This window comes from Xanthomonas sp. CFBP 8443 (genome assembly GCF_025666195.1).
Classification (GTDB): Bacteria; Pseudomonadota; Gammaproteobacteria; order Xanthomonadales; family Xanthomonadaceae; genus Xanthomonas_A.
This window is the reverse complement of sequence record NZ_CP102592.1, coordinates 644,132-669,392: the sequence shown is the minus strand read 5'-3', so window position 1 is coordinate 669,392 and position 25,261 is coordinate 644,132. Positions and strand designations below refer to the sequence as shown.

Here is a 25,261-nt window from a genome sequence, read left to right as displayed (position 1 = left end):
ATGCAAAAAAGGCCGCTTTTTAAGAAAAAGCGGCCTTTTTTGTGGCTATAGCCCAACCGCTTTTCTGTAGGAGGGGCTTCAGCCCCGACGCCTTACCGGCAACGCGTCGAAGCCCCTCCCACAGAACAGCGCAAATGCGGCGAACTTGCGAAAATCCCGAGTCCCGAGTCCCGAGTCCCGAGTCCCGAGTCCCGAGTTCCACTCACACCCATCCATACCGGATCAAGTGGAAAAACACCGGCGCGGCGAAGCACACCGAGTCCAGCCGGTCGAGCACGCCGCCGTGGCCTTCGATCATGTGGCCCCAATCCTTGATGCCGCGGTCGCGCTTGATCGCCGACATCACCAGGCCGCCGAAGAAGCCCATCAGGTTGGCCACCAGCGCCAGCGCGAACGCCTGCAGCGGCGAGAACGGGGTGATCCACCACAGCGCCGCGCCGAGCAGGCTCGCCGACAGCAGGCCGCCGACGAAACCTTCCACGGTCTTGGACGGCGACAGCTTCGGCGCGATCAGGTGCTTGCCGATCAGCTTGCCCCACACGTACTGCAGCACGTCCGAGGACTGCACCACGATCACCAGGAACGCGAACAGCAGCAGGTTGCGGCCTTCGTAGCCGGGGATCTCCAGGTTCAGCAGCGCCGGCACGTGCGAGATGCAGAACACGCAGATCATCAGCCCCCACTGCACCTTGGCGGTGCGTTCCAGGTAGCGTGTGGTGTCGCCGCCAATGGTGGCCAGGATCGGCAGCACCAGGAACGCGTAGACCGGGATCAGCAGCGTGTACAGGCCATACCAGCCGCTCCACACCAGCCAGTACTGCCACGGCAGCACGATGTAGAACGCGGCCAGCAACGCGTAGTAATCGCCGCGCCGGGTCGGCGCCAGGGTGATGAACTCGCGCAGCGCGAACAGCGACACCAGCGCGAACAGCACGATCACGCCGATGCGCCCGAACACGAACGCCAGCGCCACCACCGCCGCCATCACCCACCATGCGCGGATCCGCGCGACCAGGTTGTCCAGCACCGCGGTCGGGCGTTCGCGCGCGCGCCAGCGCAGCGTCTCGGAGATCAGCGTGGCCAGCAGCAACACCGCGGCGATGCCGAGGAACAGCCAGATGGTCTGCTGGCGCAGCGAGGATTGCTGCAGATGGTCGCTGAAGGCGATCGGATTCATCGCGCGGCCTCCATCTGTTCCGGCGACAGCGCCAGCAGCGCCGCGCGCGTGCGCTCCAGGAACGCCTGCTTGTCCTCGCCAGCGTCCAGCCGCAGCGGCGCGCCGAAGGTGGTGGTGCACAGCAGCGGCAGCGGCAGCCACTTGCCCTTGGGCATCACCCGTTTCAGGTTGTCGATCCACACCGGCACGAATTCCAGTTCCGGCCGGTGCCGCGCCAGGTGGTAGATGCCGCTCTTGAACGGCAGCACGCCTTCGTCGGTGTTGCGGGTGCCTTCCGGGAACAGGATCAGCGAGCCGCCGCCGTCGACCGCTTCGCACAGGCAATCGATCGGATCGCGGGTGCGCTGCGCGGCCTCGCGCTCGATCAGCACGCCGTTGAACACCGCATGGATCAGGTAGCGGCGCAGCGCGTCGCGCTGCCAGTAGTCGGCCGCGGCCACCGGCCGCACCTCGCGCCGCAGCGACGCCGGCAGCGACGACCAGATCAGCACGAAGTCGCCGTGGCTGGCGTGGTTGCCGTAGTACACGCGGCGTTCGCTGGACGGCATGCAGCCGCGCCAGAACGCACGCGCGCCGGTCAGGGTGCGGATCGCGGCGCTGCAGCCGCGGGCGATCAGACGCTCGATCATTTCCACTCCAGTTCGCGCACGATGGCGCGCAGGCGGATCACGATGGTCAACGCGGCGCCGCCGATCAGCAGCGCCAGGGTCAGGACCAGGAAGATTTCGGCGATGGCACTACGCTGCAGCAGCAGCGCGGCGGCCGCCAACAACGCCGCCAGCGACAGCCAGTGCATGCGCTGCACCCGCGCCATCGGCCCCTGCACCGGCTCGCTGACGCCGCAGGCCAGGCCGAGCATGCGCACGTAGGCGGTGCCCACGCACAGCAAGGCCGCCGCCCAGCCCAGCTCGGCGCCCCAGCTCAGCACGTGCTGCAGGCCGTAGCCCACACCCAGGCATATCAGCACATCGGAGAGCCGATCCGGCGCCTCGTTGTAGACCTCGCCGGCGCGGCCGATCATCTGCGCCTGCCGCGCCATCAGCCCGTCCAGGCGATTGCACAGCAGCCGCCCCTGCAGGGCGAGCGCGGCCAGCAGCAGCAACCCGGCCGCGTCGCGCGGCGGCTCGCGCCAGGCCAGCGCGAACATCAGCGCCGCCAGCACGGCGAAGCCGAGCGCAGTCCAGGACAGGCCGTTGGGCGTGGCGCCACGCGCGCGCAGCGCCTGCGACAGGCGGGCGCGCAGACGCGCGCGGCGTTCGGCCTGGATCGATCGTGCCATCAGTCACCGCCTCCGCATCCGCCGCAGCCACCGCCGCCGCAACTGCCACCTCCGCCGCCATCTCCTCCACCGCCGCCGGAACCCGAACAACCGCTGCCGCTGCCGTTGGCGACCGGCGTGCGCAGCGTGTGGTAGTCCGCCCACGGCGTGCCCAGCAACAGGCTGGTTCCGGCCAGCGCCAGCGGCTGCTCCAGGTCCAGCACCTGCGTCGTCTGCCGTGGCCCGACATCGGTCAGCAATGCCGCATCGCGCTCGGCGAGCAGCCGCTGGCCGGCAACGCTGCGCCGGGTGGGCGTCAGCAGGAAGCCGAGCACGAGCATGCTCACCAGCACCATCGCCGCCACCAGGAATCCGACCGGGCGCTGCAACTGCAGGCCGATCTGGATCTTGAGCATGCCGACGCTCCACAGCGCCAGCGGCGGCGCGGCGCCGGCCACGCGCGCGCACCACGCCTGGCCACGCCCGAGCAGCAGGCGCTTGCGCAGCAGCGGCTCGCGCAGCCGTTCGGCCTCCTTGCGCAGCGCGGCCAGCGCCAGCGACACCTGCGGATTGGCACGCACGATCGACAAGGCGCGCTGCAGCGGCGCCGGCGCGTCGACGCCGGTGCAGTACAGGGTGGCGTCGCCGCCGGAACGCGTCTTGCGTACCGCTTGCAAGCGCACCGCGTCGCAGGCCAGCAATAGCGCCAGCTGCATGTCCGCCACGCGCTCGCCGCCGCCGGCGAGATAGGCCAGCTCGGCGCTGTCGGCCTGCATGACGGCACGGTGTTCGCCGACCTCGCTGACCGCCCGGCGCAGCCGCGCCGCCAGCACCCAGACCAGGCCGATCGTCACGAGGAACAGCAGCAGGAACGAGGGGCCCGGCCAATGCAACGGCGAGACGCCGCCGTGAAGCCGCGCCAGGCCCATCGCCAGCACCAGCGTCGCCAGCGCCCAGTACCACAGCGCGTTGCCCACGCGCGGCGGCATGCGCCAGCGCACCAGGCGCCGGCGTACCGCCGCGCCTTGCACATCCGCGGGCGGCGGCCAGCACGTTGCCGGCGGCTCGCCGAAATGGCGCCAATAGTGCGCCAGGGTGGCGCGGTACTGCGCCCGGAAGCGCTCCGCTTCGGCGGGGTCGCCGCGCCCGGGCTGGTGGTGCAGCGTGATCAGCAACACCTGCGGACAGAACCGTTGCCAGTATTCGCGGGTATCGGTGAGGTGGGTATGCCAGACCTGGTCGACCAGCGCGCTGGGGGTCACTTCCTCGCCGACGACGCAGGCCAGGAAGCAGAAACGCCGGTATTCCTCGACTGCGAGCGTGGCCAGTGTCAACGACACGTTGGCGTCCTTCGCCACGCGGCGCACGAAGGCCGGCAGCGCGTGGTCGTCCTCGCCGAAACGATAGGCCTGCAGCCGCTCCCACAGTGCGCGTTGCGCATCGACGTCAGGGACGAGAATCGACCTGGTCGGGTTGGTCATCGCGTACGCTCCTTCATACGGCCTGCGCCAGGAGCAACGCTAGCAAAAGAGCGAGCAACTGCAGCGACAGGCTGGCGACCTGCCGCAGCAACAAGCCGCGCATGCCGCGCCAGCGCGTCTGCCAGTCGCGCGGCGGTGGCAGCTGCCGCAGCAGGCCGAGCCGGTGCAGCGCGGCGTCCAGATCGGCGCCGGCCTGGTCTGGCTCGGCTTCGGCCAGCACCGCGTCGAGCAGCGCCACGTCCAGGCCGACGCGCGCGGCCCAGTAACGTTGCAGCACACCGGCCAGCACGCTGAGCAGGCACAGCGCCATTGCCAGCGCTGCGCCGGCATTGGCGTACCACGCGCCCAGCAACAAGGCGACGGCGAGCAGCGTCAGCGATAGCCGGTCCAGCGGCGCCGCCTGCCGCAGCAGCGCGGCCATCGTGCGCAGCTGCAACCGCGTACTCATGCCGGCTGCTCCAAGGCCTGCAGCGGTGCGGCCGGCGCGGCACATGCGGCGGCGATGGCGTCGCGCTGCGCGGGACCCAGCACGATCCGCGATGCGCGTGCGCGCAGCAGCGCGAGCGCGTCATCCAGCTCTGCGGCGCGCCCGCTGTGCAGCAGCCAGGTGGCGACCGCGGCGGCGCTGCGCGAATAGCCCAGCGCGCAGCACACCAGCACCGGGCCGTGGTGGCGTGCGGCCTCGATCGCGGCGGCGGCGGCACGCAAGGCATCGGCGGGTGGCGCGACCAGGTCCAGCATCGGCACCGTGCGATCGTGCGCACCGGCATCGCGCAGCGACAGTTCGGCGCTGACGTCGACCACCGCGCCGAAAGCGGCACGCTCGCCGCGGCCGGGCATGCGTCCCAGCCAGACCCCATCGGCGATTTCGCGCGGCGCCGGATCGCGCCGGGTCCAGGCGCGCGAGTTGAGCCAGGCGGCGGCCAGGTACGGCGCGTACAGCCAGCGCGCGGCCAGGCTGAGGCGGCCGTCGGTGCGCTTCTGCAGGCCGAGCGCGCCGAGCAGCGCGTAGTCGAGCGCGACCAGCGACAGCGACAATGCCGGCCACAACAGCCACCAGCCCGCGCCGCCGATCGCCCAAGCCAGCGCGACGCAGGCGGCGCTGCCGGCCAGGTAGGCGGCGGCCAGGCGCCAGCGCGCCGGATCGCGCGCCAGTGCCAGCGCGCTCCACGGCGGCGCGATGCGCTGCGGCCACAGCCACACGCACAACCAGCCCGCGGCCAGGCCGGTGGGAATGTCCAGGAAATGGTGCTGGTAGGTGGTCAGCACCGAAATGCCGATCAGCGCGAACCAGGCGTGCAGCACGCCGCGCGCCAGGCCGTGCAGATGCTGCGCATAGCGCACCCACAGCACCACCAGCAGCACGATGTGCAGCGACGGCGCCTGGTTGAACGGCTTGTCGAACCCGAGCAGCACCGCGAACAGCCAACCGAACACGCCCTCGCTCGGCGGCCGTTCGAAGCTGAAGCGCAGCGGCCACAGCAGGAAACAGCCCACCGCCAGCAGTTGCGCGGTCAGCAACCGCTTGGCATGGGTGTCCAGTTCGGCGCGGGTGCGGCAGACGAAGAACGAGGCCACGTAGAACAGGTCGATCGACCAGTACGGCACGATCGTCCACGGCCAGAACGGGATCTGCGTCTCCCACGCGAACGGCAGCGACGGCACGCCCGCGCGCCGCTCGGCCAGCGTGTTGGCCAGGCCGTAGCTGAGGAAGAAGAACGGCCCCAGCAGCGCCAGCCATCCCAGCGCACGCCGCCATGGCCGCGGCGCCGGTACGCTCACGGCGCGATCCGCTGCGCCAGCGACACGGTGAAGATGCCCCATTCGTCGATGCGTTGCTCGAGCTTGCGGAAGCCGGCCGCGCGCACCAGCTCGTCCATCTCCTGCTGGGTACGGCGGCGCATCACCCAGGCCGCGCCGCCGCGGTGGCTGGTCAGCGCGCGGGCGATGAACTCCAGCTGCGGATGCCAGGGCTGGCCGGTGTAGGCGAGATAGCCGCCCGGCTCGACCGCGGCGGCCACGCCCTGCAGCGAGCACAGCACCTGGTCGTTGTCCGGGAACAGTTCGTACAGGCCGGACACCACCGCCAGCGTCGGCCGCGGCTGCAGGGCCGCCAGCGCATCGCGGTCGAAGGCGTCGCCCTGCTCGAAGCGGGCGATGTCGGCGGCGCCGAGCTCGGCGATCAGCGCGCGGCCGCGCTCCACGTTCAACGCGCTGAAATCGCGCAGGGTGATCGCATCGGCGCGCTGTTCGGCGCCGGCCAGTGCCTCCAGCACATAGCGGCCGTGGCCGGCGGCGACGTCGAGCACGCGCACCGGCGCGCCGGCCGCGCGCAGGCGCTGCATGGCCAGGCGCAGCAGTTCGTGCAGGTGGGTACGGCGCACGCGGATGCCGCGCCAGCCGATCGCATCGAGATAGTTGCGGTCGATGAAGCGCCCCAGCGGACCCTTGCCGATGGCGCGGTCGCGATACACGTAGTCCAGCGTGCTGCCGGAATCGAAGCCGGTCTGCAGGCCCAGCGCGACGCCTTCGGACAGGGTGCCGCCGAAGCGCAGGTTGGCGCGCACGAAGCGCCAGCGCAGGTCCTGCAGGCTGTATTTTTCCGGCGGCCAGGACAGCCGCTCGGATTCCTCGAAGGTCGGTCCGCGCCGGTGCGCCTGCAGCAGGCTGGGCAGCGCCGGCGCCTCGGCGAAGCGCTCGCGCACGAAGCGGCGGATCTGCGCCAGCGCCGGCGCGCGGTCGCGCTCGCCCAGGGTGTCGTGGAAGAACCCGGGCAGCAGGTGGCGCTCCTTCACCGGCGAGGACAGCCGCTCGTAGAAGCGGTCCTGCGGGCCGCGGTGCACGACGAAATCGTCGCCGGACACCAGCAACTGCACCGGCACGGTGATCGCCTGCGCATCGCCGACCACACGGTCGGCCGCGGCGTACACGCCCAGCAGCACGCGCACCGAGATCGGCCGGGTGATCAGCGGATCGTCGCGGTAGCTGGCCACGCGCGCCGGGTCGTGGGTCAACCACTGCGGCTTGACGTAGCTGTTGACGAAGAAATTTCCGCGCAGCTTGTGCATCAAGGCCAGCCCGGGCCGCGCGAACGGCACGTACAGTTTGACCTTGAACGCCGGCGAGGCCAGCACCAGCGCGCGCAGCGGCGGCGCGTAGTCGTGCACCCAGGTGCTGGCGATCACCGCGCCCACGCTCTGCGCGATCACCACGATGTCCTGCACCGCGATGCCGTGCGTGGCGCCGATGTGGGCGATGAAGCTGTCCAGGTCGCGCACCAGCGCCGGGAAGCCGGGCGCATCGCCGCGCACGCCGGGCGAGCGGCCATTGCCGCGCGCATCCCAGGCGAACATCGCGCAGTCGTCCAGGCCCAGTTCGTCGGCCAGGTGCAGCACCCGCCCCGAATGCTCGTGGCCGCGATGCAACAGCACCACCGCGCGCGGCTGCGCCGCTGGCGCCGTGGCCGGCCAGTGCCGGTAGAACAACCGTGTTCCGTCGAAACTGCAAAACTCGCTTTCGCTGACCTGCCGCATCCGTTGCCGATTCCCTGTCGTGGTACCGCTGTTGCCGTGAGTGTCGCTATCGCATCGGTGTCGTGGCCGTGGTCCGCGTGCCGCGGTTCAGCGCGAGGCCGCCTCGCGCAGGCCGGCGGCCACGCGCCGCAGCACCGTCGCCGCGCACAGCAGCGCCAGCACGATCGCGAACCCGTCCACCGTCTTCGCCCCCACCCAGCCAGCGGCCAGCAGCAGCCCCAGCAGGCCGATCGCAAAGGCGCGATCGCTCTTGCCCATCGGTCCGTCGTAGCGCCGTCCGGCGCCGACCATCAGCCCCAACACCCCGGCATACTCGGTCAATGCCGCCGCCAGCGCCAGCGCCCACAACCAGTCGGCGCTCGCGCCGGGCACGCTGGCCAGGCTCAGGTACAACGCCGCGTCGGCGATCACGTCGCTCAATTCGTTGAGGTAGGCGCCCAGCTTGGACTGCTGCCCGAACTCGCGCGCCAGCATGCCGTCGACCGCGTTCAAGGCCATGCGCAGCAGCATCCACGCCGGCAGCAGCGCGTACCACAGCGGCTGCGCCGGCGCGCGCCAGAACACCCAGGCGGCGACCAGCAGCGACACCGCGGCCGCGCCCACGGTGACCTGGTTGGCGCTCACGCCGAGCCGGTACAGGCCGCGCACCCCGGGCCGCAGCAGGTCCTGGAAGCGTCCTTTCAATGCGTAGATCGAAACCATTGCGGGGTCCTGAGGGTCCATGCCGGGGCGGCGCAGCCTACAATATCCACTCCCCGCTCCGATGTGTGCCCTGCCCCCATGTCCTCCGATTTCCTGCCCGTGCGCCGGGCATTGCTGTCCGTTTCCGACAAGACCGGCCTGCTCGACCTGGCCCGCGCGCTGGCCGCGCGCAACGTGGAGCTGCTGTCCACCGGCGGCACCGCCAAGGCGATCCGCGACGCGGGGCTGCCGGTCAAGGACGTCTCCGAACTGACCGGCTTCCCGGAAATGATGGACGGCCGGGTCAAGACCCTGCACCCGCTGGTGCATGGCGGCCTGCTCGGCCGCGCCGGCACCGACGATGCGGTGATGGCCGAACACGGCATCGCGCCGATCGACCTGCTGGTGCTGAACCTGTATCCGTTCGAGGCGGTCACCGCCAAGGCCGACTGCACGCTCGCCGAGGCGGTGGAGAACATCGACATCGGCGGCCCGGCGATGCTGCGCTCGGCGGCGAAGAACTTCGCGCGCGTGGCGGTGGCCACCGATCCGGCGCAGTACGCCGACCTGCTGGCCGAACTGGAGGCGCACGACGGCCAGCTGTCGGCGGCCAAGCGCTTCGCGCTGTCGGTGGCCGCGTTCAACCGCGTGGCGCAGTACGACGCGGCGATCAGCAATTACCTGTCCACGGTGACCGACCCTGCGAGCGAGGTGCCGGTGCGTGCCGCGTTCCCGGCGCAGGCCAACGGCAGCTTCATCAAGGTCATGGACCTGCGCTATGGCGAGAACCCGCATCAGCACGCCGCGTTCTACCGCGACCTGTGCCCGGCCCCGGGTTCGCTGGCCACGTTCGAACAGCTGCAGGGCAAGGAACTGAGCTACAACAACATCGCCGACAGCGATGCGGCCTGGGAATGCGTGCGCCAGTTCGACGCGCCGGCCTGCGTCATCGTCAAGCACGCCAACCCCTGCGGCGTGGCGGTGGGCGCCGGCTGCGGCGACGCCTACGAACTGGCCTACGCGACCGATCCGACCAGCGCCTTCGGCGGCATCCTCGCCTTCAACCGCACGCTGGACGCGGCTACCGCCAAGGTCATCCTCGACCGCCAGTTCGTCGAAGTGCTGATCGCGCCGGACTACGAGGCCGGCGCGCTCGAGTACGCGAAGAAGAAGGCCAACGTGCGCGTGCTGCGCATCCCGCTGGCGCCGGCCTCCGGCGACTTCATCGATACCAAGCGCATCGGCTCGGGCCTGCTGATGCAGACCGCCGACGACCGCGTGGTGACCCGCGACGAACTCAAGGTGGTGACCCGCCTGGCGCCGACCGAGGCGCAGTTCGCCGACCTGCTGTTCGCGTGGAAGGTGGCCAAGTACGTCAAGTCCAACGCCATCGTCTACGCCAAGGACCACCGCACCATCGGCGTCGGCGCCGGGCAGATGAGCCGGGTGTATTCGGCGCGCATCGCCGGGATCAAGGCCGCCGACGCGGCGCTGGTGGTGGAAGGCTCGGTGATGGCCTCCGATGCGTTCTTCCCGTTCCGCGACGGCATCGACGCGGCCGCGGCGGCCGGCATCAAGGCGGTGATCCAGCCGGGCGGCTCGATGCGCGACGGCGAGGTGATCGCCGCCGCCGACGAGCACGGCATCGCCATGGTGTTCACCGGCGTGCGGCATTTCCGCCACTGAGCGGCCAAGGAATCGAAAACGATGAAACGCACTACATTGCGCCACGGCCTGCCGCTGCTGCTCGCGCTCGGCATGGCCGCGTGCAAGCCGACCGCCGCGCCCGCTCCGGCCGCAGCGCCGGCCGCACCGGCAGCGACCGCGGCGCCGGCACAGGCCGCGCACGTGCCGCGCACCGAGCGCCTGCAGGCCTTCCTGCAGACGCGTTACGGCAAGCAGGCGCGCCTGTCGGAAAGCTGGTCCGGCCAGGCCGATAGCCAGGCGGTGCAGAGCGAGGTCTGCGCCGAGCAGCCGGTGGTGGTCGGCAGCCAGGTCCAGCAACTGCTGGCGGTATGCCACCGGCTCGACGACGGCGGCCATGCCAATCCCGGACTGATCGACTTCCTGATCCTGCGCGACGACGGCCAGGGCCTGGCGGTGGTCGCCGAGAAGCTGGCCGACGGCTTCGGCAGCGACGGCGATCCGGGCGCGGTGGACATCCTGCGCCTGGGCAGCGATTTCTACGGCTTCGTGGTCTACAGCAGCTGGATCGGGCAAGGCCTGGTGCTGGAATCGCAGGACCTGGTGCTGCCCGGCCCGAAGGGTCTGGTCAACGCCGGCTCGGTGCGCCAGCACATCGACAACCAGGGCGCACTGGATTGCAGCGACGAAGGCCGCGATCCGCAGCAGACCGCCGCGCAATGCCAGGCGGAGCTGTTCGACGTGGATTTCAAGCTCGCCGTGGACGACAGCGATCCGGCCGCGCGGGTGTGGCCGGTGACCATCGAGGAAACCGGCATGTCCTGCGGCAAGAAGCTCGGCACCACCCAGGTGTTCGCGTTCGACGCTACCCGCTGGGCCTATCCGTTCCCCGATTCGATGCAGCGCGAAGCCTGCGAATAGCCCTCCTTCGACATCACGAGACACGCCTTGAAAATCCTCGTCATCGGTTCCGGCGGCCGCGAACACGCCCTGTCCTGGAAGCTGGCCCAGTCCCCGCGCGTCAGCGACGTGCTGGTTGCCCCGGGCAATGCCGGCACTGCCACTGAACCCAAGTGCCGCAACGTGGCGATCAAGGTCGACGACCTGGACGGCCTGCTCAAACTGGCGCAGGACGAAGCGGTGGCGCTGACCGTGGTCGGCCCGGAAGTGCCGCTGGTGCTGGGCGTGGTCGACCGCTTCCGCGCCGCCGGACTGCGCATCTTCGGGCCCACGGCCAAGGCCGCGCAGTTGGAAGGCAGCAAGGCGTTCGCCAAGGAATTCCTCGCCCGCCACGGCATCCCGACCGCGTTCTACGAAGTGCATACCGAGGTGGACGCGGCGCTGGCCTACGTGCGCGCCAAGGGCGCGCCGATCGTGGTCAAGGCCGACGGCCTGGCCGCGGGCAAGGGCGTGATCGTGGCGATGACCCTGGACGAGGCCGAAGCGGCGGTGCGCGACATGCTGTCGGGCAATGCGTTCGGCGACGCCGGCGCGCGCGTGGTGATCGAGGAATTCCTCGACGGCGAGGAAGCCAGCTTCATCTCCATGGTCGATGGCGCCACCGCGCTGCCGATGGCCACCAGCCAGGACCACAAGCGCGTCGGCGACGGCGACACCGGCCCCAACACCGGCGGCATGGGCGCGTATTCGCCGGCGCCGGTGGTCACGCCCGAGGTGCATGCACGAGTGATGCGCGAGGTGGTGGAACCGACCGTGCAGGGCATGATCGCCGACGGCGTGCCGTTCACCGGCTTCCTGTACGCCGGGCTGATGATCGACGCCAGCGGCGCGCCCAAGGTGATCGAGTTCAACGTGCGCTTCGGCGACCCGGAGACGCAGCCGGTGATGCTGCGCCTGCAGTCGGACCTGGTGGAGCTGATCGAGGCGGCGATCGACGGACAACTGCATGCGACCGAAGCGCAGTGGGATCCGCGTCCGTCGCTGGGCGTGGTGCTGGCGGCGGCGCCGTATCCGGAAGCGCCGATTACCGGCGAGACGATTTCCGGCCTGGAGCAGGTGCCGGCCAGCGCCAAGGTGTTCCATGCCGGCACCGCCCTGGATGCGCAGGGCCGCGTGCTCAGCGCCGGCGGCCGCGTGCTGTGCGTGGCCGCGCTCGGCGACAGCGTGTCCGATGCGCAGCGCAATGCGTATGCCGGCGTAGCGCAGATCCGGTGGCCCAGCGAATTCCATCGCAGCGACATCGGCTGGCGCGCGATCGCGCGCGAACGCGGCGAATAGGCCGCACGTAGCCCTGTGTAGGAGCGGCTTCAGCCGCGACAGATCCTATACGCAGGTAACCATAGGATCTGTCGCGGCTGAAGCCGCTCCTACAGCTGACACCATCGGTATTCGAGGACATTCCATGGCACTGGATCCCGACCTCCACGCCCAATTCCGCGAGCTGGCGGCGCAGACCGACGGCATCGATACCAAGGTCTACGCAGACTACGCCAAGGATCCGCTGGAGCCGATCGTCGGCCTGGGCCGCCGCAACGCGCGGCTGTGCTTCTTCGGCCGCGACCCGGGCCGCAGCGAGGTCGAACACGGCGAACCCTTCGTCGGCAGCGGCGGGCAGCTAGTGCGCAAGGCGCTGTACCGGCATCTGCACGACGGCCAGCCGATGCCGGATTTCGCGGCCTCGCTGAAAATCGGCCGCGACTTCTTCTGGATCAACACCGTGCCGTACAAGCCGCTCGGCAACAAGGCCTGGTCGATGCAGGTGAAGCGACGCTTCCATCCGCTGATGCGGCGCCTGCTGATCGAGCAGTGGCGCGGCCGCGACATCGTCACCCTCGGCCGCGAAGCCTTCCTGTGGTTCGGCATCGACCAGCCCAAGCAGGTGCGCGCGCAGCTGGACGCATTTTGGGCCGACGATGCGCGCTTCAGCGCGAGCATCGAAGTCGACCTGCAGACCGAGCGCGGCACGTCGCGGCGCTTCGCCCTGCATCCGCTGCCGCATCCCTCGCCGCTCAACCAGACCTGGTTCAAGCGTTTCCCGGCGCTGCTCGAAGCGCGCTTGCGGCAACTGTCGGTATGAGCGCGGGCGCCCGCATGGCCCGTGCCGGCCGCCGTGCCCGAATCAGGTCGCGCAACGATCCGTTGACCTGAGCTTCACAAAAGAGAACAATTCGTATTAGCCAGCGCATGGCTCCGCGTCGACGGAGCAGTTTCCCGCGTCCGGGACATCCAGCGGTCAGCCACCTCCTTCCTACCCCACCGCTTTCGCCGATCGCGGGCGGCACGCTGCTGCCCGCAGAAAAGGATGCTGCCGATGTCTTGTCCGTCCGCGCACGCCGCGCATGTTCTTCCCTGCCGATTCCATCGCGGCGTGCGCCTGGCAACGCTCGCCGCCGCGCTGCTGCTGGCCTGCAACGCCTACGCCGAAGACACCGATCCCGAGACCGACCAGGCCACCGAACTGGACGCGGTCAGCGTGACTGCGGCGCGTGTGCATGCCAACGCCGGGGCGCTGGGCGAACGCAACATCCAGGACACGCCGTTCGCGATCCAGGTGCTGGACCGCGAGGACCTCGACAAGCGCCAGGTGGTCTCGCTGGGCGATGCGTTCTTCAACGATCCGTCGGTGGTCACCCAGGTCGGCGCCTATTCCAGCGGCTGGAGCTCGCCGATCATCAACCGCGGACTCGGCCTGAGCTACGACAGCTACCGCGTCAACGGCCTGCAGGTCTCGTCCTGGGGCAGCGAGTGGCCGCTGGAAGCGATGGAGCAGGTGGAGCTGCTGAAGGGCCCGGCCGGCTTCCTGTACGGCTTCGGCCAGCCCGGCGGCCTGGTCAACTACCTGACCAAGAAGCCGACCGACGACACCACCCTGTCGGCCAGGCTCGGCTGGCGCTCGGATGCCGTGGCCAGCGCCCAGCTCGACGCCGGCGGGCGCTTCGGCAACCAGGACATGTTCGGCTACCGCCTCAACGCCTTCCGCGAGAAAGGCGAGACGTACAACGGCGGCGAGGTGGATCGCAAGGTCGTCTCGGCCGCGCTCGACGCGCGCCTGAGCGATCGCCTCACCTGGACCGCCGACTTGGTCTACCAGAGCCGCCAACTTTCCGAGGAAGCGCCGCAGTACTACTTCATCGGTCTGAGCGCGGTGCCGCGCGCGATCGGCGGCGACGCCGACCGCTCGGTGACCGGCTCGTACTACGACACCCGCTCGCGCCTGCTGTCCACCGGACTGGAATGGCGCTTCGCCGAGGGCTGGAAGGCCAGCCTGAACTACGGCGTCACCACCTCGTGGAACGACGTCAACAAGATCTTCGCCTACATCGACGAGGCCAACGGCGACTACGACGTCAACGCTTACGAACTGGGCGGCAGGAGCGAGTGGAAGCTGGTGCAGCTGATGCTGCAAGGAAACTTCGCCACCGGGCCGCTGCGCCACCAGTTGGTGGCCGGCGCCTCGCGCCAGGACGCCACCGGCTGGGACCGCCCCTATGTGTGGCAGACCATCGGCCGCGGCAATCTCTACGACTGGCAGGGCATGACCCACTACAGCAACGCCTCACGGGCGATGACCCGCAGCAGCGAGACGCTGCAGAAGGCGCTGTTCGTCAGCGACACCATCGCCTTCGCGCCGGGCTGGTCGCTGCTGGCCGGCTGGCGCTACAACGACTACGAACAGGTCGGCACCTACCACGCCTATCCGGTCACGCCGACCTATGCGCTGATGTACAAGCCGGCCGACGCGGTCACGCTGTATGCCAGCTACATCGAGTCGCTGGAAGCCGGCGGCCGCGTCGGCGACGACTACATCAACGCCGGCCAGGTGCTCGACCCCACCATCAGCAAGCAGTACGAGATCGGCGCCAAGATCGCCTATCCGCGCTGGAACGCCAACGCGGCGGCGTTCCGGCTGGAGCGCGGCGCCAGCATCGACCGCATCACCGCCACCGGCAAGTATCTGGAGCAGGACGGCGTCACCCTGTACGACGGCATCGAACTGAGCGGCGAGTACCGCCTCACCGAGCAACTGAGCGTCGGCGGCGGCGCCACCTGGCTGGATCCGCGCTACGACAAGCTGTCGCCGAACAACGCGGCCGAGCAGGGCCATCAAGTCAGCTTTGCGGCGCGCTGGCAGGGCGTGGTGCATGTGGACTACGCGTTCCCTGGCATCGACGGACTCAGCGTCTACGCCGCGCTGCGTTACTTCGGCGACGTCTGGTACGACAGCGCCAACACGCTGAAGTTGCCGGACTACACGCTGGCCAACCTGGGCGCCGGCTATCGCATGCGCATGCGCGGGCATCCGCTGACATGGCGCGCCAGCATCGACAACCTCACCGACCGCAAATACTGGATCACCAACAGCGTCGGCGCGCCGCGCACCTACGCGTTGAGCGTGCAGTTCGAGCTGTGAGCCGCGCGGCGGCCTGTGCCGTAGCCGCCGCGCTCTTCGTTTCGTCCACCCAGCCCAGCGGCAAGGCACGACACCCTCTTCCCCGACCAACGGAACCCGTCATGCCCACCCGCCTCCCACGCCATTCCCTGCTGCCGCTCGCGCTGGCGGCCGCGCTTTGCGCTCCCGCCCATGCCGCAGTGGCCGAGACCGACGCCGCCCCCGCCGAGCGCAAGGCCACCGAACTGGACGCGATCCGGGTCAACGCCGAGCGTGCCGAGGCGCCGGCCGGCGCCCTGGGCGAACGGCCGGCGCGCGACACGCCGTTCTCGATCACCCGCATCGATGCCGACGACCTGCAGCAGCGCCAGGTGAACTCGCTGGCGCAGATGTTCATGACCGATCCGTCGGTCTCCGGCAACGTCGGCGCCTACAACAGCAGCTGGTACACCACCATCCAGGTGCGCGGCCTACCGGTCAGCTACAGCAACGGCTACAAGCTCAACGGCATGCCGCTGTACACCTACGGCGCCGAGTGGCCGAGCGAGAGCATGGAGCAGGTGCAACTGCTCAAGGGCGCCAGCGGCTTCATGTACGGCTTCGGCGCCCCCGGCGGCATCGTCAACTACCTCACCAAGAAGCCCACCGACACGCCGTTGCTGGACCTGAGCGTCGGCTACCGCGACGGCGGCGTGTACAGCGCGCAGCTCGACAACGGCCGCCGCTTCGGCGCAGACGAGCGTTTCGGCTACCGCCTCAACCTGCTGCGCGAACAGGGCGACATCTACAACGACACCCACGTCGAGCGCACGCTGGCCTCGCTGGGGCTGGATGCGCGGCTGAGCGAGGATCTCACCTGGACCGCCGACCTGCTCTACCAGGACCGCAAGCTGGAGAACGAAGCGCCGACCATCACCTTCTACGGCTATGGCGACAGCGCGCTGCCGCGCCGCCTCGACCCGCGCCGCGACCGCGCCATCCGCGACACCTTCTTCAATACCGAGATGCAGTCGGCGATGACCGGCCTGCGCTGGCGGATCGACGATGCCTGGAATGCGCGCCTGGACCTGAGCTACAGCAAGTTCCGCAGTTCGATCAACAAGATCTGGGACTACGTGCTCAACCGCGAGGGCGACACCGACACCTATATCTACGACCTGGGCAACCTCGCCGAGAACTACCTGGCGCAGGGCCTGTTCGAAGGCCGCTTCAGCACCGGCCCGATCGACCACCAGGTGGTCGCCGGCGCAAGCTGGCAACAGGCCGACAGCGGCTGGGCCAAGCAGAACCTGTGGTACCAGCTGGGCACCTCCAACCTGTACGAGGACAGCGCGCTCAGCTACCACAGCACCCATTCGCGCGACACCTACCGCAGCGACCGGGTCGAGCAGAACGCGCTGTTCGCCAGCGACACGCTCAGCGTCGGCGCGCACTGGTCGCTGCTGCTGGGCCTGCGCCACGCCCGTTACGAACAGAACAGCTGGAACGTGGACGGCGCGCATACCGCGCGCTACCAGAAGTCGGTCAATACTCCGACGGTGGCGTTGCTGTTCAAGCCACGCGAGGACCAGACCCTGTACGCCAGCTACGTGGAATCGCTGGAGCAGGGCAGCACCGTCGGCCAACTCTACGAGAACCGCAACACGCTGCTGCCGCCGCTGGAAAGCAAGCAGTACGAGTTGGGTTACAAGCTGGAGCGTGCGCGTTGGGCGCTGGACGCGGCCTGGTTCCGCATCGAGCGCGGCGCCGAATACGGCAATGCCGCCAACTACTACGTGCAGGACGGCGAAGTGCGCTACCAGGGTTTCGACCTCAGCGGCCACGTGCAGGCCACGCCGAACTGGCGCATCGGCGCCGGCGCGACCTGGGTCGACGCCGAGTACCTGCGCAACGAGGCCGCCGCGGTCGGTCGCACGCCCGCCGGCGTGGCCAGGTTCCAGGCCACGCTCAATACCGCGTACGCGTTCGACGCCGTGCCCGGGCTGAGCGTGCACGCGGCCGCCAAGCACTACGGCTCGCAGCCGTACGGCGCGTCGATGTGGAACGACCTGTACGACCTGAAGCTGCCCTCGTTCACCTTGCTCGATGCCGGCCTCGGCTATCGCACGCACTGGGGCGCCACGCCGGTGACGCTGCGCGGCGAGCTCACCAACCTCACCGACCGCCGCTACTGGACCAACGACGGCAACGGCTACGGCCAGCCGCGCACCTGGTCGCTGAACGCCACGTTCGAACTGTGAGCGCAGCCCTGCGCCTTGCCGCGGCATACCCGCGGCAAGGCGCAGCGGCAACGGCAACGGCAGGACAGCGGCTACGACCGCACCGCGTTTTGCAGCGCCGATGCTCGCCGATCACTTCGTCATCGTCGGCAAGCATCATCGCGGCCAGCGTTGCGTTATCGTGTCGCCGTGCCGAAATCCTCGATCGAATCGCGCCTCAGCCGCCTGTGGGCCCACGAAAAGGCCAGCTACGGCCTGCGCGTGTTCATCGCGCTGGGCGTGGCGATGGGGGTGTGCTGGCAGCAGCAGCAACTGACCGCGCTGCCGGCGATCTTCCTCGGCGCCATCGCCAGCGCCATCGCCGAGACCGACGACAATTGGCTGGGCCGGATCAAGTCGGTGCTGCTGTCGCTGCTGTGCTTCGCCGCGGCCGCGGCCGCGGTGGTGCTGCTGTTCCCCTATCCGCTGGCGTTCGTCGCCGGCATGGCGCTGTCCACCTTCGCCCTGACCCTGCTCGGCGCGCTCGGCGAGCGCTACGCCTCCATCGCCCAGGCCACGGTGGCGCTGGCGATCTACGCGATGATCGGCATCGACCACGGCGGCCGCGCCGGCCACGTCGGCGGCAGCGCCTGGCACGGCATCGGGCTGTTGATGCTCGGCGCGGCCTGGTACGGATTGCTGTCGATCCTGTGGACCGTGCTGTTCGCCAACCGCCCGGTGCGCGAGCGGCTGTCGCGGCTGTTCTTCGAACTCGGCCGCTACCTGCGGCTCAAGGCCGCATTGTTCGAACCGGTGCGGCAGAGCGACCTGCACGCGCGGCGGCTGGCGCTGGCCGAGCAGAACGCGCAGGTGGTGGCGGCGCTGAACGCGGCCAAGACCGCGATCATGAGCCGCTTCGGCCGCTCCGGCCGGCCCGGCGTGCAGTCCGGCCTGTACTTCCGGCTGTACTACATGGCGCAGGATTTCCACGAACGCGCCAGCTCCTCGCACTATCCCTACGAAGCGCTGACCGACGCGTTCTTCCACAGCGACGTGCTGTACCGCTGCCAGCGCCTGCTTGCCCTGCAGGGCAAGGCCTGCGCCGCGCTGGGCGAGGCGATCCGGCTGCGCCAGCCGTTCGAGTACGGCGAGCAGACCCAGCTGGCCACCACCGACCTGCGCCAGTCGCTGGACTTCCTGCACGCCCGCGCCGATCCGCGCCAGGCGCGGCTGCTCGGCTCGCTGGAACTGCTGGTGACCAACCTGCAGAGCATTGAGCGGCGGCTGTCCGACTCCGCGCAGTCCGACACCACCAGCGACACCCTCGACACGCGCCTGCGCGACTCCTCGCCGCACACGCTGCGCGAGATGCTGGTGCGCGTCGGCCAGCAACTCACCCCCGGCTCGGTGCTGTTCCGGCACGGGCTGCGCATGGCGATCGCACTGGTGGTCGGCTACGCCATCATGCAGTCGATCCACGCCAGCAACGGCTACTGGATCCTGCTCACCACCGCCTTCGTGTGCCGGCCCAACTACGGCGCCACCCGGCTGCGCCTGGCGCAGCGCATCGCCGGCACCCTGATCGGCCTGGGTGCGACCTGGGCGCTGATGCAGCTGTTCCCCGGCACCGAACTGCAGCTACTGTTCGCGCTGGCCGGCGCACTGCTGTTCTTCGTCACCCGCACCGACCGCTACATGCTGGCCACCGCGGCGATCACGGTGATGGCGCTGTTCTGCTTCAACCTGCTCGGCGACGGCTTCGTGCTGATCTGGCCGCGCCTGCTCGACACCCTGATCGGCTGCGCGATCGCCGCGGCGGCCTCGTTCCTGATCCTGCCCGACTGGCAGGGCCGCCGCCTCAACCAGGTGATGGCGACCGTGCTGGCCAGCTGCGCGCGCTACCTGGCGCAGGTGCTCGAGCAATACCGCAGCGGCATGCGCGACGACCTTCCCTACCGCATCGCCCGCCGCGACATGCACAACGCCGACGCCGCGCTGTCGGTGGCGCTGTCCAACATGTTGCGCGAACCCGGCCGCTACCGCCGCAACCTGGATGCCGGCTTCCGCTTCCTGGCGCTGTCCAACACCTTGCTCGGCTACCTGTCGGCGCTGGGCGCGCACCGCGCCGCGCTGGCCGGCGAAGCCGACCCGGCCATCGACCGCGCCGGCGGTTACCTGCAGGACACCCTGGGCGCGATCGCCGAGGCACTGGCGCAGCGCCAGGCGCTGCCGCCGGCCGACGAATCGGCCGAGGTGGCCATGGCCGATGCGCTGGAACACGAGGACGGGATCGACGAAGCCAAGCGGCGGCTGGTGCGCAACCAGCTGGCGCTGACCCTGCGCCTGCTGCCCAAGCTGCGCGCCGCCGCGCATGCGGTCACCGCTCCGGCGTCGGCGCCAACGCCGCCTTCTGCGGTGCCGGCCGCACGCTGATGCCCATCCACAGCAGCGCCGCCACCGCCAGCGCCACGCCGCCGACCACCACGCCGCGCCAGCCGGCGTAGGCGTAGGCCGCGGTGCCGAGGCTGGAGCCGATCGCGCCGCCGATGAAGTAGCAGGTGACGTAGGCCGAAGTGATGCGGTTGCGCGCCTTCGGATCCAGCTGGTAGATCACGTGCTGGTTACCGATGTGCACGCCCTGCACCGCCACGTCCAGCAACAACACCCCGGCGATCAGCAGCCACAGCGAGTGCGGCGCGGCGGCCAGCAGCAGCCACGACAGCAGCAGCATGGCCAGCCCGCCCCAGCCCACCCAGTGCCCGGCGCCGCGGTCGGCGAGCTTGCCCGACAGATTGGCGGCGAACGCGCCGGCGGCGCCGATCAGGCCGAACAGGCCGATCGTGGCGGTGCCATAGCCGTAGTCGGGGCCGGACAGCAGGAACGCCAGCGTGGTCCAGAACATGCTGAAGCCGGCGAAGAGCAGCCCGCCCAGGATCGCCCGCGAACGCAGCACCGGTTCGTCGCGCAGCAGCGCCAGCACCGAGCCGATCAGGTGCGGATAGGACAACCGCGGATTGCCCGGATGCCGCGGCAGCGCGCGCCACAGCAGCGCCGCCACCAGCAGGATCAGCGCCGCGGCCACCCAGTACACGGTATGCCAGCCGCCGGCGCCGGCCAGCAGCCCGGACACGGTGCGCGCCAGCAGGATGCCGAGCAGCAGCCCGCTCATCACCGTGCCGACCACCCGCCCGCGCTCGTGCGGCGCGGCCAGCGTGGCGGCGAACGGCACCAGGATCTGCGCGGCCACCGAGCTCAACCCGGTGACCAGGGTGCCGACCAGCAGCAGCGCGAAGCTGCTCGAGGCGGCGCTGATCAGCAGGCCCACCGCGCTGAGCGCGTACAGCCCCACGATCAGGCTGCGGCGCTCGAAGCGGTCGCCCAGCGGCACCAGCAACAGCAGGCCAGCGGCGTAGGCCAGCTGCGCGGTGGTGACCACCGCGCCGGCGCTGCGCACGTCGATCGAGAAGGTCTGCGCCAGCACCTCCAGCAGCGGCTGCGCGTAGTAGTTGCTGGCCACCGCCAGGCCGGTGGCGGCGGCCATCAGCAGCACCAGGCCACGGTGCATCGGGGCGTGCGGGGAGGTGTCCATGAGCGGGAATCCAGGAGGGGAGCGGAAGGAATGACGCCAGTCTGGGCCGGCACAATCGATCTTTCCAATGTATTGTTTTCACTCGACCCATCTTCTTTGCAGATGCCATGCTGACCCTGCGCCAGCTCGAATTCGCCGTTGCCGTCGCCGAGGAAGGCAGCTTCACCGCCGCCGCACGCCGCTGCCACACGGTGCAGTCGGCGCTGAGCCACCAGATCGCCAAAATCGAGGAAGCGCTGGGCGCGCGGCTGTTCGAGCGCGGCGCGCGGCAGGTGCGCACCACCGCCGCCGGCGAGGTGTTCCTGCACAACGCCCGCGAGACCCTGCGCGCGGCCGAGCGCCTGCACGAGGAGATGGCGCAGACCCTGGGCACGGTGCGCGGGCGCCTGCACATCGGCCAGATCTCCTCGCTGACCACGGTGCAGGTGCCGGCGCTGCTGCGCCGCTTCCGCGACGCGCACAGCGCGGTCGACGTGCACCTGCGCACCGGCATGAGCGATGCTCTGCTGCTCGAACTGGGCGAGGGCCGGCTGGACGTGGCCCTGGTCGGGGTCGGCCCGCACATCGTCCTGCCCGAGCAGCGCCTGCTGCTGCACGAGGAACCGCTGGCGCTGATCGCCGCGCCCGGCAACCGCTTCGCCGCGCGCACCGAGGTGGCGCTGCACGAACTGGAGGACGCGCCGATGGCCGGGCTGATCGCCGGCGCCGGCGTGCGCGGCATCATCGACCGCGCCTTCGCCGAGGCAGGCCTGCGCCAGCGCCTGCAGTACGAAGTCACCCATGCCGACCTGCAGCGCCAGCTGGTGGTCGAGGACCTGGGCCTGGCGATCGTGCCGCAGACCATGGCCGCGGCGATGCACGGCGTGGCGGTGATCGCGCTGCGCGAGCGCTTCCGCTTCCTGACCTACGCCACCTGGCGCGCGGACCCGACCCCGGCCGCGCGCGCACTGATCGCGCTGCTGCGGCAGGGGCAGGAGGACGCCAGCGAAGCCAGCTAACCGGCTCGCACCGCCCCCCCCCTGTAGGAGCGGCTTCAGCCGCGACGAACGAAGCCCGAAGGCGTCCCCCTCTCCAGCACGGCACAGCACGCGCCTACCCGGCGGCTGCACGCCTCGACACCGGCCGCGGTCCGCCCCGCGGCCCCGCCTCCGCCGCGCAACGAACCTGCTAGGCTGCGCGCGTTCGCAAAGGAGCCTGCATGTCCGGCCATAGCCAGTTCGCCCTGCTGAAACAGCGCCGCTTCCTGCCGTTCTTCGTGGTCCAGGGCCTGGGCGCGTTCAACGACAACGTGTACCGGCAGGCGATCATCGGCCTGCTGTTCTATCTGGGCGTCACCCCCGAGCAGCGCACGCTGTACACCAACCTGGCGCCGGCGCTGTTCATCCTGCCGTACTTCCTGTTCTCCGCATTGGCCGGACAGATCGCCGAGAAGCTGGAGAAATCACGGCTGGTGGTCATCACCACCACGATGGAGATCGCGATCATGTCGCTGGCCGCGGTCGGATTCCTGACCGAGAACATGGCGGTGCTGCTGGTCGCGCTGTTCTGCACCGGCCTGCAGTCCACGCTGTTCGGCCCGGTGAAGTACTCGATCCTGCCGTCGGTGCTCAAGCCGGAGGAACTGACCGGCGGCAACGGCCTGGTCGAGATGGGCACCTCGATCTCGATCCTGTGCGGCATGATCCTGGGCGGGCTGATCTTCCAGATCGCCGGCAGCCACGGCCCGGTCGCCGCGGCCACCGCGGTGATCGCGCTGGCGGTCGCCGGCAACCTGGTCGCGCGGCTGATCCCCAAGGTCGATGCCGGCGCGCCGGAGCTGAAGATCAACTGGAACCCGGTACCCGAGTCGCTGGCGATCATGCGCCTGACCCGGCGCCAGCTGGCGGTGCGCAACGCGGTGCTCGGCGTGTCCTGGTTCTGGTTCATCGGCACGGTGCTGACCGCGCAGCTGCCGACCTACGCCGAGCTCAACCTCGGCGGCGCGCAGGACCTGTACATCTTCGCCCTGGCGCTGTTCTCGATCGGCACCGGTACCGGCTCGCTGCTGTGCGAAAAGCTGTCCGGGCGCACCGTGGAAATCGGCCTGGTGCCGCTGGGCGCGTTCGGCATCAGCGCGTTCATGCTCGACCTGTATTTCGCCCGCCCCGGCGGCGCGCTGCAGGCCGGGCTGGACATCGGCCAGTTCGTGCGCCAGGCCGGCAGCTGGCGGATCATGCTCGACCTGGTCGGCATCGGCCTGTGCACCGGCCTGTTCGTGGTGCCGCTGTTCGCGCTGATCCAGAGCCGCACGCCCAAGGCGGAACTGTCGCGCGTCATCGCCGGGCTCAACATCCAGAACTCGATGTTCATCGTCATCGCCGCGGTGGTCGGCATCGCGCTGCAGATGCAGCAGCTGAGCCTGTTCGGCGTGCGCGTGCCGATGCCGGGGCTGAGCATCCCGCAGGTGTTCCTGGCGCTGGCCATCGCCAATGCGCTGGTGGCGATCTGGATCTTCAGCATCGTCCCCGAATTCCTGATGCGCTTCCTCAGCTGGGTGATGGTGCGCGCGCTGTACCGGCTGCGCCTGCACGGCATCGAGCGGCACATCCCCGACGAAGGCGCGGCGCTGATCGTGTGCAACCACGTCAGCTACATGGACGCGCTGGTGCTGGCCGCGTCGATCCCGCGGCCGGTGCGCTTCGTCATGTACTACCGCATCTTCAACATCCCGGTGATGCGCTGGATCTTCCGCACCGCCAAGGCGATCCCGATCGCCGGCGCGCGCGAGGACCCGGCGCTGATGCAGCGCGCGTTCGACGAGATCGATGCGGCGCTGGCCGACGGCGAACTGGTGTGCATCTTCCCCGAGGGCGCGCTGACCAAGGACGGGGAAATCGCCAAGTTCAAGTCCGGCATGGAGAAGATCGTCGAGCGCCGCGCGGTGCCGGTGCTGCCGATGGCCTTGCGCAACATGTGGACCAGCATGTGGAGCAAGCGCGACTCGCGGCTGCGGCGCATGCGCGTGCCGCGCCGCTTCCGCGCGCACGTGGAGGTGGTCGCCGGGCCGCCGGTGGCCGCCGCCGAGGCCAGCGCCGAGCTGCTGGAAGCGCAGGTGCGGCAGCTGCGCGGGGATGCCGCCTGAACCTTTGGGGTGCCTGGAAACGCCGCTTCAGGTAGATTAGGCGCCGGGGAGACGCCTGCATGCTGCAGCGGCGTCCATTTCAGGGGTCGAAAGTGAGTCAGGTTTTGCCACCACCACCGCCCAACGGCGCGGGCATCTACGTCCCCAACAATCTGGTGTGGGCGATCCTGTCCACGCTGTTCTGCTGTCTGCCGCTGGGCGTGGTATCGATCGTCTACGCCTCGCAGGTGGACGGCAAACGCGCCGCCGGCGATGTCGCCGGCGCCCGCGAGGCGTCGCGCAAGGCCGGTCTGTGGGCGATGTGGTCCGCGCTCGCCGCGCCGATCCTGCTCGCGCTGTGGTTCCTGCTGTTCGGCGGACTGGCAATATTCGGCAGCCTGCTCGGACACTGAACCTCCCCGCCTTTTCGTTTTTTCCCTCGTTCCACCACGCAACCGGAGTAACACGGATGAATACCACCGCACCGCAAGTGTCCAACAATCTCGTCTGGGCGATCCTGAGCACGCTGTTCTGCTGCCTGCCGCTGGGCATCGTCTCCATCGTGTTCGCCTCGCAGGTCAACACCAAGCTCGCCGCCGGCGACATCAATGGCGCCCGCGACTCGTCGGAGAAGGCCAAGAAGTGGGCGATCTACTCGGTCATCGCCTGGGTCGTGCTGGTCGTGCTGTACCTGATCTTCATCTTCGCCCTGGGTGGCCTGGGCATGATGCAGCAGTCGTCCATGTCCTGATCGACGAGCAGGGCCGCCGCTGCCGCGCGCAGCGGCGGCCCTTGCCGATTGCTTGCGTTCCTTTCCGAACATGCTGCTTCTGCGCGGTCGTCCCCTGCCCCGCTGGCTGCCGCTGGCCGCGCTGAGCGCTGCCGCCGCGGTGGCGACGCTGGTGCTGCGCCGGGTCGATCCCAATACGCCGGGCAATCCGTTGCCGGCCTGTCCGTTCTATACCCTGACCGGGCTGTACTGCCCCGGTTGCGGCAGCACCCGCTGCCTGCACGCGCTGGTGCACCTGGATCTGGCCCACGCGCTGGCGAGCAATCCGCTGCTGGTGGTGGCCCTGCCGCTGCTGGCGATCATGGCGCTCAATGCCGCCGGGCTGCGCATGCGCCCGCTGGCGCCGCTGCTGAAGATCCTCGCCGACCCGCGCCTGTGGCTGTGGCTGCTGCTCGGCTACGCCGTGCTGCGCAACCTGCCGTGGTTTCCGTTCACGCTGCTGGCGCCGCACTGAGCGCAA

Annotated in this window: 21 protein-coding genes; 12 read left to right on the top strand and 9 right to left on the bottom strand. The window is 69.8% G+C overall.

Annotation, left to right across the window (positions count from 1 at the left end):
* Positions 1-202: 202 nt before the first annotated feature.
* The 8 genes from NUG20_RS02765 to NUG20_RS02730 form a co-directional block, all read right to left on the bottom strand.
* Entirely contained in the window at positions 203-1,177 is a 975-nt protein-coding gene (locus NUG20_RS02765) for a phosphatidate cytidylyltransferase (RefSeq protein WP_263396939.1), read from the bottom strand.
* Complete coding sequence (locus NUG20_RS02760) at positions 1,174-1,806, bottom strand: lysophospholipid acyltransferase family protein (protein ID WP_263396938.1); 633 nt, start codon at positions 1,804-1,806, stop codon at positions 1,174-1,176. The genes NUG20_RS02765 and NUG20_RS02760 overlap by 4 nt, the downstream gene beginning before the upstream one ends.
* Positions 1,803-2,456: a CDP-alcohol phosphatidyltransferase family protein gene (locus tag NUG20_RS02755; RefSeq protein ID WP_263396937.1), complete on the bottom strand. Its 654-nt coding sequence runs from the start codon at positions 2,454-2,456 to the stop codon at positions 1,803-1,805. Before NUG20_RS02755 ends, NUG20_RS02760 begins: the two co-directional genes overlap by 4 nt.
* Positions 2,456-3,916, bottom strand: coding sequence for a TIGR04222 domain-containing membrane protein (locus NUG20_RS02750; RefSeq protein ID WP_263396936.1), 1,461 nt, complete (start codon positions 3,914-3,916; stop codon positions 2,456-2,458). The genes NUG20_RS02755 and NUG20_RS02750 overlap by 1 nt, the downstream gene beginning before the upstream one ends.
* A 13-nt stretch (positions 3,917-3,929) precedes the next feature.
* Positions 3,930-4,364, bottom strand: a complete 435-nt coding sequence (locus NUG20_RS02745) for a hypothetical protein (protein ID WP_263396935.1) — start codon at positions 4,362-4,364, stop codon at positions 3,930-3,932.
* Positions 4,361-5,740, bottom strand: a complete 1,380-nt coding sequence (locus NUG20_RS02740) for a phosphatase PAP2/dual specificity phosphatase family protein (protein ID WP_263396934.1) — start codon at positions 5,738-5,740, stop codon at positions 4,361-4,363. The genes NUG20_RS02745 and NUG20_RS02740 overlap by 4 nt, the downstream gene beginning before the upstream one ends.
* A complete protein-coding gene (locus NUG20_RS02735) occupies positions 5,695-7,449 on the bottom strand; it encodes a bifunctional alpha/beta hydrolase/class I SAM-dependent methyltransferase (protein WP_263396933.1) in 1,755 nt (584 codons plus the stop codon). Before NUG20_RS02735 ends, NUG20_RS02740 begins: the two co-directional genes overlap by 46 nt.
* A gap of 87 nt (positions 7,450-7,536) precedes the next feature.
* Positions 7,537-8,151 (bottom strand): CDP-alcohol phosphatidyltransferase family protein, encoded by a 615-nt coding sequence (locus NUG20_RS02730; protein WP_263396932.1) that lies wholly within the window; start codon positions 8,149-8,151, stop codon positions 7,537-7,539.
* A 78-nt stretch (positions 8,152-8,229) separates the two neighbouring features.
* On the opposite strand from NUG20_RS02730, the gene purH reads away from it, so the two are divergent.
* From purH to yccS, 7 genes are all read left to right on the top strand, one after another.
* Positions 8,230-9,816 carry a bifunctional phosphoribosylaminoimidazolecarboxamide formyltransferase/IMP cyclohydrolase gene (gene purH, locus NUG20_RS02725; protein ID WP_263396931.1) on the top strand — a complete coding sequence of 529 codons (1,587 nt, stop codon included), beginning with the start codon at positions 8,230-8,232 and terminating at the stop codon, positions 9,814-9,816.
* 21 nt (positions 9,817-9,837) lie between these two features.
* Positions 9,838-10,695: a hypothetical protein gene (locus NUG20_RS02720; protein ID WP_263396930.1), complete on the top strand. Its 858-nt coding sequence runs from the start codon at positions 9,838-9,840 to the stop codon at positions 10,693-10,695.
* Positions 10,696-10,722: 27 nt separating this feature from the next.
* On the top strand, positions 10,723-12,012 hold the full coding sequence (gene purD, locus NUG20_RS02715; RefSeq protein ID WP_263396929.1) for a phosphoribosylamine--glycine ligase: 1,290 nt from the start codon (positions 10,723-10,725) through the stop codon (positions 12,010-12,012).
* A gap of 124 nt (positions 12,013-12,136) precedes the next feature.
* Complete coding sequence (locus NUG20_RS02710) at positions 12,137-12,811, top strand: uracil-DNA glycosylase family protein (protein WP_263396928.1); 675 nt, start codon at positions 12,137-12,139, stop codon at positions 12,809-12,811.
* Between the two features lie 234 nt (positions 12,812-13,045).
* On the top strand, positions 13,046-15,145 hold the full coding sequence (locus tag NUG20_RS02705) for a TonB-dependent siderophore receptor (RefSeq protein WP_263396927.1): 2,100 nt from the start codon (positions 13,046-13,048) through the stop codon (positions 15,143-15,145).
* Positions 15,146-15,246: 101 nt separating this feature from the next.
* Positions 15,247-17,364: a TonB-dependent siderophore receptor gene (locus NUG20_RS02700; RefSeq protein ID WP_263396926.1), complete on the top strand. Its 2,118-nt coding sequence runs from the start codon at positions 15,247-15,249 to the stop codon at positions 17,362-17,364.
* A 168-nt stretch (positions 17,365-17,532) separates the two neighbouring features.
* On the top strand, positions 17,533-19,755 hold the full coding sequence (yccS, locus tag NUG20_RS02695) for a YccS family putative transporter (RefSeq protein ID WP_263396925.1): 2,223 nt from the start codon (positions 17,533-17,535) through the stop codon (positions 19,753-19,755).
* Here the strand turns inward: yccS and NUG20_RS02690 are convergent.
* Entirely contained in the window at positions 19,700-20,911 is a 1,212-nt protein-coding gene (locus tag NUG20_RS02690) for an MFS transporter (protein WP_263396924.1), read from the bottom strand. The genes yccS and NUG20_RS02690 overlap by 56 nt on opposite strands.
* A 107-nt stretch (positions 20,912-21,018) precedes the next feature.
* Here NUG20_RS02690 and NUG20_RS02685 point away from each other — a divergent pair, with 107 nt between their 5' ends.
* The 5 genes from NUG20_RS02685 to NUG20_RS02665 all read left to right on the top strand — a co-directional run bounded on the left by NUG20_RS02685 (position 21,019) and on the right by NUG20_RS02665 (position 25,255).
* Entirely contained in the window at positions 21,019-21,909 is an 891-nt protein-coding gene (locus NUG20_RS02685; protein ID WP_263396923.1) for a LysR substrate-binding domain-containing protein, read from the top strand.
* Between the two features lie 200 nt (positions 21,910-22,109).
* Entirely contained in the window at positions 22,110-24,032 is a 1,923-nt protein-coding gene (locus NUG20_RS02680; RefSeq protein ID WP_263396922.1) for an MFS transporter, read from the top strand.
* Positions 24,033-24,124: 92 nt separating this feature from the next.
* The gene (locus NUG20_RS02675) at positions 24,125-24,424 is read left to right on the top strand and encodes a CD225/dispanin family protein (protein WP_263396921.1); all 300 of its coding nucleotides are present in this window, start codon (positions 24,125-24,127) and stop codon (positions 24,422-24,424) included.
* A gap of 56 nt (positions 24,425-24,480) precedes the next feature.
* A complete protein-coding gene (locus NUG20_RS02670) occupies positions 24,481-24,762 on the top strand; it encodes a CD225/dispanin family protein (protein WP_263396920.1) in 282 nt (93 codons plus the stop codon).
* A 70-nt stretch (positions 24,763-24,832) separates the two neighbouring features.
* The gene (locus tag NUG20_RS02665; protein WP_263396919.1) at positions 24,833-25,255 is read left to right on the top strand and encodes a DUF2752 domain-containing protein; all 423 of its coding nucleotides are present in this window, start codon (positions 24,833-24,835) and stop codon (positions 25,253-25,255) included.
* Positions 25,256-25,261: the final 6 nt, after the last annotated feature.

Excerpts from the sequence above, each read along its gene's own strand:
- NUG20_RS02765 (WP_263396939.1), bottom strand. The coding sequence starts at position 1,177 with ATGAATCCGATCGCCTTCAGCGACCATCTGCAGCAATCCTCGCTGCGC.
- NUG20_RS02760 (WP_263396938.1), bottom strand. The coding sequence starts at position 1,806 with ATGATCGAGCGTCTGATCGCCCGCGGCTGCAGCGCCGCGATCCGCACC.
- NUG20_RS02755 (WP_263396937.1), bottom strand. The coding sequence starts at position 2,456 with ATGGCACGATCGATCCAGGCCGAACGCCGCGCGCGTCTGCGCGCCCGC.
- NUG20_RS02750 (WP_263396936.1), bottom strand. The coding sequence starts at position 3,916 with ATGACCAACCCGACCAGGTCGATTCTCGTCCCTGACGTCGATGCGCAA.
- NUG20_RS02745 (WP_263396935.1), bottom strand. The coding sequence starts at position 4,364 with ATGAGTACGCGGTTGCAGCTGCGCACGATGGCCGCGCTGCTGCGGCAG.
- NUG20_RS02740 (WP_263396934.1), bottom strand. The coding sequence starts at position 5,740 with ATGGGGCATCTTCACCGTGTCGCTGGCGCAGCGGATCGCGCCGTGAGC.
- NUG20_RS02735 (WP_263396933.1), bottom strand. The coding sequence starts at position 7,449 with ATGCGGCAGGTCAGCGAAAGCGAGTTTTGCAGTTTCGACGGAACACGG.
- NUG20_RS02730 (WP_263396932.1), bottom strand. The coding sequence starts at position 8,151 with ATGGTTTCGATCTACGCATTGAAAGGACGCTTCCAGGACCTGCTGCGG.
- purH (WP_263396931.1), top strand. The coding sequence starts at position 8,230 with ATGTCCTCCGATTTCCTGCCCGTGCGCCGGGCATTGCTGTCCGTTTCC.
- NUG20_RS02720 (WP_263396930.1), top strand. The coding sequence starts at position 9,838 with ATGAAACGCACTACATTGCGCCACGGCCTGCCGCTGCTGCTCGCGCTC.
- NUG20_RS02710 (WP_263396928.1), top strand. The coding sequence starts at position 12,137 with ATGGCACTGGATCCCGACCTCCACGCCCAATTCCGCGAGCTGGCGGCG.
- NUG20_RS02705 (WP_263396927.1), top strand. The coding sequence starts at position 13,046 with ATGTCTTGTCCGTCCGCGCACGCCGCGCATGTTCTTCCCTGCCGATTC.
- NUG20_RS02700 (WP_263396926.1), top strand. The coding sequence starts at position 15,247 with ATGCCCACCCGCCTCCCACGCCATTCCCTGCTGCCGCTCGCGCTGGCG.
- NUG20_RS02690 (WP_263396924.1), bottom strand. The coding sequence starts at position 20,911 with ATGGACACCTCCCCGCACGCCCCGATGCACCGTGGCCTGGTGCTGCTG.
- NUG20_RS02685 (WP_263396923.1), top strand. The coding sequence starts at position 21,019 with ATGCTGACCCTGCGCCAGCTCGAATTCGCCGTTGCCGTCGCCGAGGAA.
- NUG20_RS02680 (WP_263396922.1), top strand. The coding sequence starts at position 22,110 with ATGTCCGGCCATAGCCAGTTCGCCCTGCTGAAACAGCGCCGCTTCCTG.
- NUG20_RS02670 (WP_263396920.1), top strand. The coding sequence starts at position 24,481 with ATGAATACCACCGCACCGCAAGTGTCCAACAATCTCGTCTGGGCGATC.
- NUG20_RS02665 (WP_263396919.1), top strand. The coding sequence starts at position 24,833 with ATGCTGCTTCTGCGCGGTCGTCCCCTGCCCCGCTGGCTGCCGCTGGCC.